Here is a 5,465-nt window from a genome sequence, read left to right on the forward strand (position 1 = left end):
CGCTGGGTGGCAGTGGTGGGGCCGACCGTCATCCGACCCGCAACGTGGAGAACACATGAAAATCATCTCTCAAACGAAGGCCCATGGCGGCGTGCAGGGCGTCTATTCCCATTTGTCGACGAGTTGCCGTTGCGACATGACTTTTGCCGTTTTCATACCTCCGCAGGCGCGGGAGGCGCCTTGTCCCGTTGTGTGGTATCTCTCAGGCCTGACGTGCACCCACGCCAATGTAATGGACAAGGGCGAGTACAGGCGCATGGCCGCCGAGCTTGGCCTGATCGTCGTCTGTCCCGACACCAGCCCGCGCGGCGATAGAAGCCGGCGCCGACATTCCGGATGAAAAAGACAACTGGCAGTTCGGCTCCGGCGCCGGCTTCTATCTCGATGCGACGCAAGAGCCTTATGCGAAGAACTATCGTATGTATTCCTATGTCACCGAGGAATTGCCGGCCCTCATCGCGGCTGAATTTCCAGCCGATATGGCGCGCCAGGCAATCTTTGGCCATTCGATGGGCGGGCATGGCGCGCTGACGATTGCCTTGAAGAATCCGCCACGTTTCAAGAGCTGCTCGGCGTTCGCCCCGATCGCCCAGCCAAGCACCGCCGGCTGGTCGAGACCGGCCTTTGAGAAGTATCTGGGCAAGGATGAGGCTTCGTGGCGAACCTGCGACGCGACGTCGCTCATCGACGACGGATACCGTTTCCCCGAATTCTTGGTGGATCAGGGAACGTCGGACGGATTTCTTGACGAGGGGCTGAGGCCTTGGCTGCTTGAGACGGCCTGCGCCAAAGCAGGTATTCCGCTGAAGCTGCGGATGCAGGATGGATACGATCACTCGTATCTTTTCATCTCCAGCTTCATGGACGACCATCTGAGATGGCATGGCGAGAGACTTTGAGCTGGACAGGCCGAAGGCATGGCCAGATGCAAACAACTTATCGAATCCGACGCCTTACACCGAGGGCGCCGCGCCTGCCGCCGTCAAACGCTAAGCGTTCAGCTCCAACGCGGCCTATGCGAAAGAGCTGAAAGCGGTAGCAAGCCTCGATGAAATCCCGGAGCCACCGTGCGGCGACTGGGGCGAAATGCCTGACGGGATCCAGTATTTCGAGGTGCCGGCGGGTACGGGGCGCAAGCTGCTATTCGTGGGGGAGGACGAGCCGTTGTTTGACGAGCAGACGCTGCGGGTGTTGCCGGCGGGGTAGATGCCGAGAATCCTGATTGCAGGGATTTTATGCCTCTATGTATTCGGCGAGGCTGACACCCTTGGGCACATCCAGCCCATCGGCTCGCAAACCTTCGATGTGAAAGCGTATTGCGTCGCGAATCTCGGTTTCCACTTCAGGCACAGTGGCACCTGTCGCGATGCAGCCGGGTAGGTCCGGCACATAGGCAGAGAAATTACTTCCTGCTTTTTCAATCACCACCGCGTAACGCATGTCATCACTCCTTCAAACCTGACTGCTTGAGGATGCTGTTCAGTGTTCCTGGCGCAACCTCTTCAGATGGCTTGCCAGCCACGGTGACGCGGCCGGCTTTGACTTCATGCTTATATTGGCGATGGCTGCCCTTGGTTGCAACCAGATGCCAGCCGTCGGCCTCCAGCAGGCGAATGATCTCGCGAACTGTAAGCCGAGGTGGCACTAGACCTCAGCTGCACCCGCTCGTGGAGCCGCAAGTGTCGCACTTCTCGCAGGTCCCGTTCCGCACCATCGTAAAATTCTGGCACTCGGAGCAGGAATTGCCGGTGTAGCCCTGGAGCAGGGACCTTGCGCGGCGGTCGTTGGCGAGTTTCTTGGCTTCCGCCGCCTCCATGGCCGCGGCGTCGGTGAACAGCGCAGCCGTGGCGTCGGAAGCAACACCCGCCGCTTCCTCGAAGGCGATGTCCTCGGCCAGTTCCTTTGCCCGCTCCTCATAGTCGCGCTTGTAGGCGACCGCTTCGTCGCTGGCCGGCTTCAACGCCAGCACGTTGGAGCCGGAGAAGGCGGTCGGTGCCGAGCGGGCAGGGGCGCCCGAGGGGGCCGCAAAGCCTTTCGGATCATTGCCGCTGACGCGCGACACCAGCTTCACCGGCGAGGCGCCACGGGTCAGGCCCTTGGAGACCGCGTCGGTCTTGCCTTCGCTGATGCCACGGCCAAGTGCGGTGTTGGAAAAGTCCGACTGGTCGACATGGGCGAGGTCGTTGCGCCCGAGATAGGAGATCGCCAGTTCGCGGAACACGTAGTCGAGGATCGATGTTGCGCTCTTGATGGCATCGTTGCCCTGCACCATGCCGGCCGGCTCGAACTTGGTGAAGGTGAAGGCGTGCACATATTCGTCGAGTGGCACGCCATATTGCAGGCCCAGCGAGATTGCGATGGCGAAGTTGTTGAGAAGGCCACGCAAGGTCGCGCCTTCCTTGTTCATGTCGATGAAGATCTCGCCGAGACGGCCATCGTCATATTCGCCGGTGCGCAGGAAGATGGTGTTGCCACCGATCTTGGCCTTCTGCGTGTAACCCTTGCGGCGGCCGGGCAGCTTTTCCTGCTCGCGCGACACGCGCTCGATGATGCGCTCGACGATCCGCTCGGTGATCTGTGCGGCACGTGCTGCCGCAGGTGCGGCGAGCAGTTGCTCGACGGCTTCGTCCTCGTCGTCCTCGCCATCGGCGAGCAGCGAGGAGTTGAGCGGCTGCGACAGCTTCGAGCCGTCGCGGTAGAGCGCGTTGGCCTTCAGCGCCAGCTTCCACGACAGCATGTAGGCGCCCTTGGCGTCTTCCACCGTCGCATCGTTGGGCATGTTGATGGTCTTGGAGATGGCGCCGGAAATGAAGGGCTGTGCAGCCGCCATCATCTGGATGTGGCTGTTGATCGAAAGCGAACGCTTGCCGATCTTGCCGCACGGGCTGGCGCAGTCGAACACCGCCAGGTGTTCGGCCTTGAGGAACGGCGCGCCTTCCAGCGTCATCGCACCGCAGACATGGATGTTGGCGGCCTCGATATCCTTCCGGGAGAAGCCGAGCGCCGGCAGGATCTCGAACGAGAAGTCGTTGAGCTGCTCGTCGGTGAAGCCGAACGTCTCCTTCACCCAGTCGGCGCCAAGCGTCCACTGGTTGAAGACGAACTTGATGTCGAAGGCCGACTTTAGCGCCGCATTGAGCGCGGCGATCTTGTCGTCGGTGAAGCCCTTGGCCTTGAGCGCGCCGGGGTTGATGGCCGGCGCCTGGTTGAGGTTGCCGTGGCCGACCGCATAGGCCTCCATCTCGGCGATCTGGGCTTCGGAGTAGCCAAGCGTGCGCAGCGCTTCCGGCACGGCGCGGTTGATGATCTTGAAATAGCCGCCGCCGGCGAGCTTCTTGAACTTCACCAGCGCGAAGTCGGGCTCGATGCCGGTGGTGTCGCAATCCATGACCAGGCCGATCGTGCCGGTCGGCGCGATGACGGTCGCCTGCGCGTTGCGGTAGCCATGCTCCTCGCCGAGCTCGATGGCGCGGTCCCAGGCAGCCTTGGCGTGGGTCGCAAGGTCCTGCTGCTTCAGGTCGGAAGCGACCAGCGGCACCGGGTTGACGGCAAGCTTCTCGTAGCCCTGCTTCTCGCCATAGGCGGCACGGCGATGGTTGCGCATGACGCGCAGCATGTTCTGCGCATTGCGGTCGTAGTCGGCGAAGGCGCCGAGTTCGCCGGCCATCTCGGCCGAGGTGGCATAGGCCATGCCGGTCATGATTGCGGTGAGTGCGGCGCAGATGGCGCGGCCTTCATCGGAATCGTAGGGAATGCCCGACGTCATCAGCAGGCCACCGATATTGGCATAGCCGAGGCCGAGCGTGCGGTATTCGTAGGACTGCTTGGCGATCTCCTTCGACGGGAACTGCGCCATCATCACCGAGATTTCGAGAACGATGGTCCACAGCCGCACCGTGTGCTCGTAGGCTGCGATGTCGATCGTGCCGTCGGCGTTGCGGTAAGGCAGCAGATTGATCGAGGCGAGGTTGCAGGCCGTGTCGTCGAGGAACATGTATTCCGAGCACGGGTTGGACGCCCGGATCGCACCGGCCGATGCGCAGGTGTGCCAGTCGTTCATCGTCGTGTTGAAATGCAGGCCCGGATCGGCCGACGCCCAGGCGGCGTAACCGATCTTTTCCCAGAGGTCGCGAGCCTTCAGCGTCTTCAGCACCTTGCCGTCCTTGCGGGCGGTCAGGTGCCAGTCGGCATCGTCCTCGACGGCGCGCAGGAAATTGTCCTTCAGCGACACCGAATTGTTGGAGTTCTGGCCCGAAACCGTGAGGTAGGCATCCGAATCCCAGTCTGTGTCGTAGGTCTTGAACGACATCGAGCTATAGCCCTGCTTGGCGAACTGGATGACGCGGTAGATATAGTTCTCCGGCACGGCGGACTTCTTGGCCGCCTTGATCTCGCGCTTCAGCGCGGAGTTGATCGACGGGTCGAAGCAGTCATCGCCATTGCCTTCGCAGTTGACGCAGGCCTTCATGATCGCTTCGAGATGCTTCTTGACGATCTTCGAGCCGGTCACCAACGAGGCGACCTTCTGCTCTTCATTGACCTTCCAGTCGATGAATTCCTCGATATCGGGGTGGTCGGCGTCGACGATGACCATTTTCGCGGCACGCCGCGTTGTGCCGCCCGACTTGATGGCGCCCGCCGCGCGGTCGCCGATCTTGAGGAAGCTCATCAGGCCCGACGAGCGGCCGCCGCCGGACAGTTTTTCGCCTTCGCCACGCAGCAGCGAGAAGTTGGAGCCGGTGCCGGAGCCGTATTTGAACAGGCGTGCTTCACGCACCCACAGATCCATGATGCCGCCCTCGTTGACGAGGTCGTCCTGTACGCCCTGGATGAAGCAGGCATGCGGCTGCGGATGCTCGTAGGAGGATTTCGACTTGGTCAGCTTGCCGGTGAACGGGTCGACATAGAAGTGGCCCTGGCTCGGGCCGTCGATGCCATAGGCCCAGTGCAGGCCGGTGTTGAACCATTGCGGCGAGTTCGGCGCGACGCGCTGGGTGGCGAGCATGTAGGCAAGCTCGTCGCGGAAAGCGCGCGCGTCTTCCTCCGACCCCTTGAAGTAGCCGCCCTTCCAGCCCCAGTAAGTCCAGGTGCCGGCAAGCCGGTCGAAGACCTGGCGGGCGTCGATCTCGGAACCGTAGCGCTCGGCTTCCGGCAGCTTGGCAAGTTCCGTCTCATCGGCGACGGAGCGCCACAGGAAGGAGGGGACGTCGTTCTCTTCGATCTTCTTCAGGCGCGCCGGCACACCGGCCTTGCGGAAATATTTCTGCGCCAGGATATCGGCTGCGACCTGGGAGAACTGCGCCGGCACGTCGATATTGTCCAAGCGGAACACCACCGAACCATCCGGATTCTTAATCTCCGAAAGCGCCTTGCGGAATTCGATCTCCGCATAGGCAGATTGTCCTGGCTTGGTGAAACGACGCTCGATGCGCATTGGTCCGGTCCCTTTTGTCTATATATAGCGC

General features: G+C 61.8%; 3 protein-coding genes and 1 pseudogene. 1 reads left to right on the forward strand and 3 read right to left on the reverse strand.

The window, feature by feature from the left end; translation table 11 throughout:
- Nucleotides 1–55 precede the first annotated feature (55 nt).
- Nucleotides 56–899 (forward strand): annotated as a pseudogene (gene fghA / locus EOC06_RS20715) (S-formylglutathione hydrolase).
- A 334-nt stretch (nucleotides 900–1,233) separates the two neighbouring features.
- On the opposite strand, the gene EOC06_RS20725 reads toward fghA, so the two are convergent.
- Genes EOC06_RS20725 through EOC06_RS20735 form a run of 3 tightly spaced genes read right to left on the reverse strand, consistent with a single transcriptional unit; the run spans nucleotide 1,234 to nucleotide 5,434 of the window.
- Nucleotides 1,234–1,440 (reverse strand): type II toxin-antitoxin system HicB family antitoxin, encoded by a 207-nt coding sequence (locus tag EOC06_RS20725; RefSeq protein ID WP_027036892.1) that lies wholly within the window; start codon nucleotides 1,438–1,440, stop codon nucleotides 1,234–1,236.
- A gap of 4 nt (nucleotides 1,441–1,444) precedes the next feature.
- Entirely contained in the window at nucleotides 1,445–1,645 is a 201-nt protein-coding gene (locus EOC06_RS20730; protein WP_128308669.1) for a type II toxin-antitoxin system HicA family toxin, read from the reverse strand.
- A 6-nt stretch (nucleotides 1,646–1,651) separates the two neighbouring features.
- A complete protein-coding gene (locus EOC06_RS20735; protein ID WP_128308670.1) occupies nucleotides 1,652–5,434 on the reverse strand; it encodes a vitamin B12-dependent ribonucleotide reductase in 3,783 nt (1,260 codons plus the stop codon).
- Between the last annotated feature and the right edge of the window lie 31 nt (nucleotides 5,435–5,465).

This window comes from Mesorhizobium sp. M7A.F.Ca.MR.362.00.0.0, assembly GCF_004023175.1.
In the GTDB taxonomy this organism is placed as follows: domain Bacteria; phylum Pseudomonadota; class Alphaproteobacteria; order Rhizobiales; family Rhizobiaceae; genus Mesorhizobium.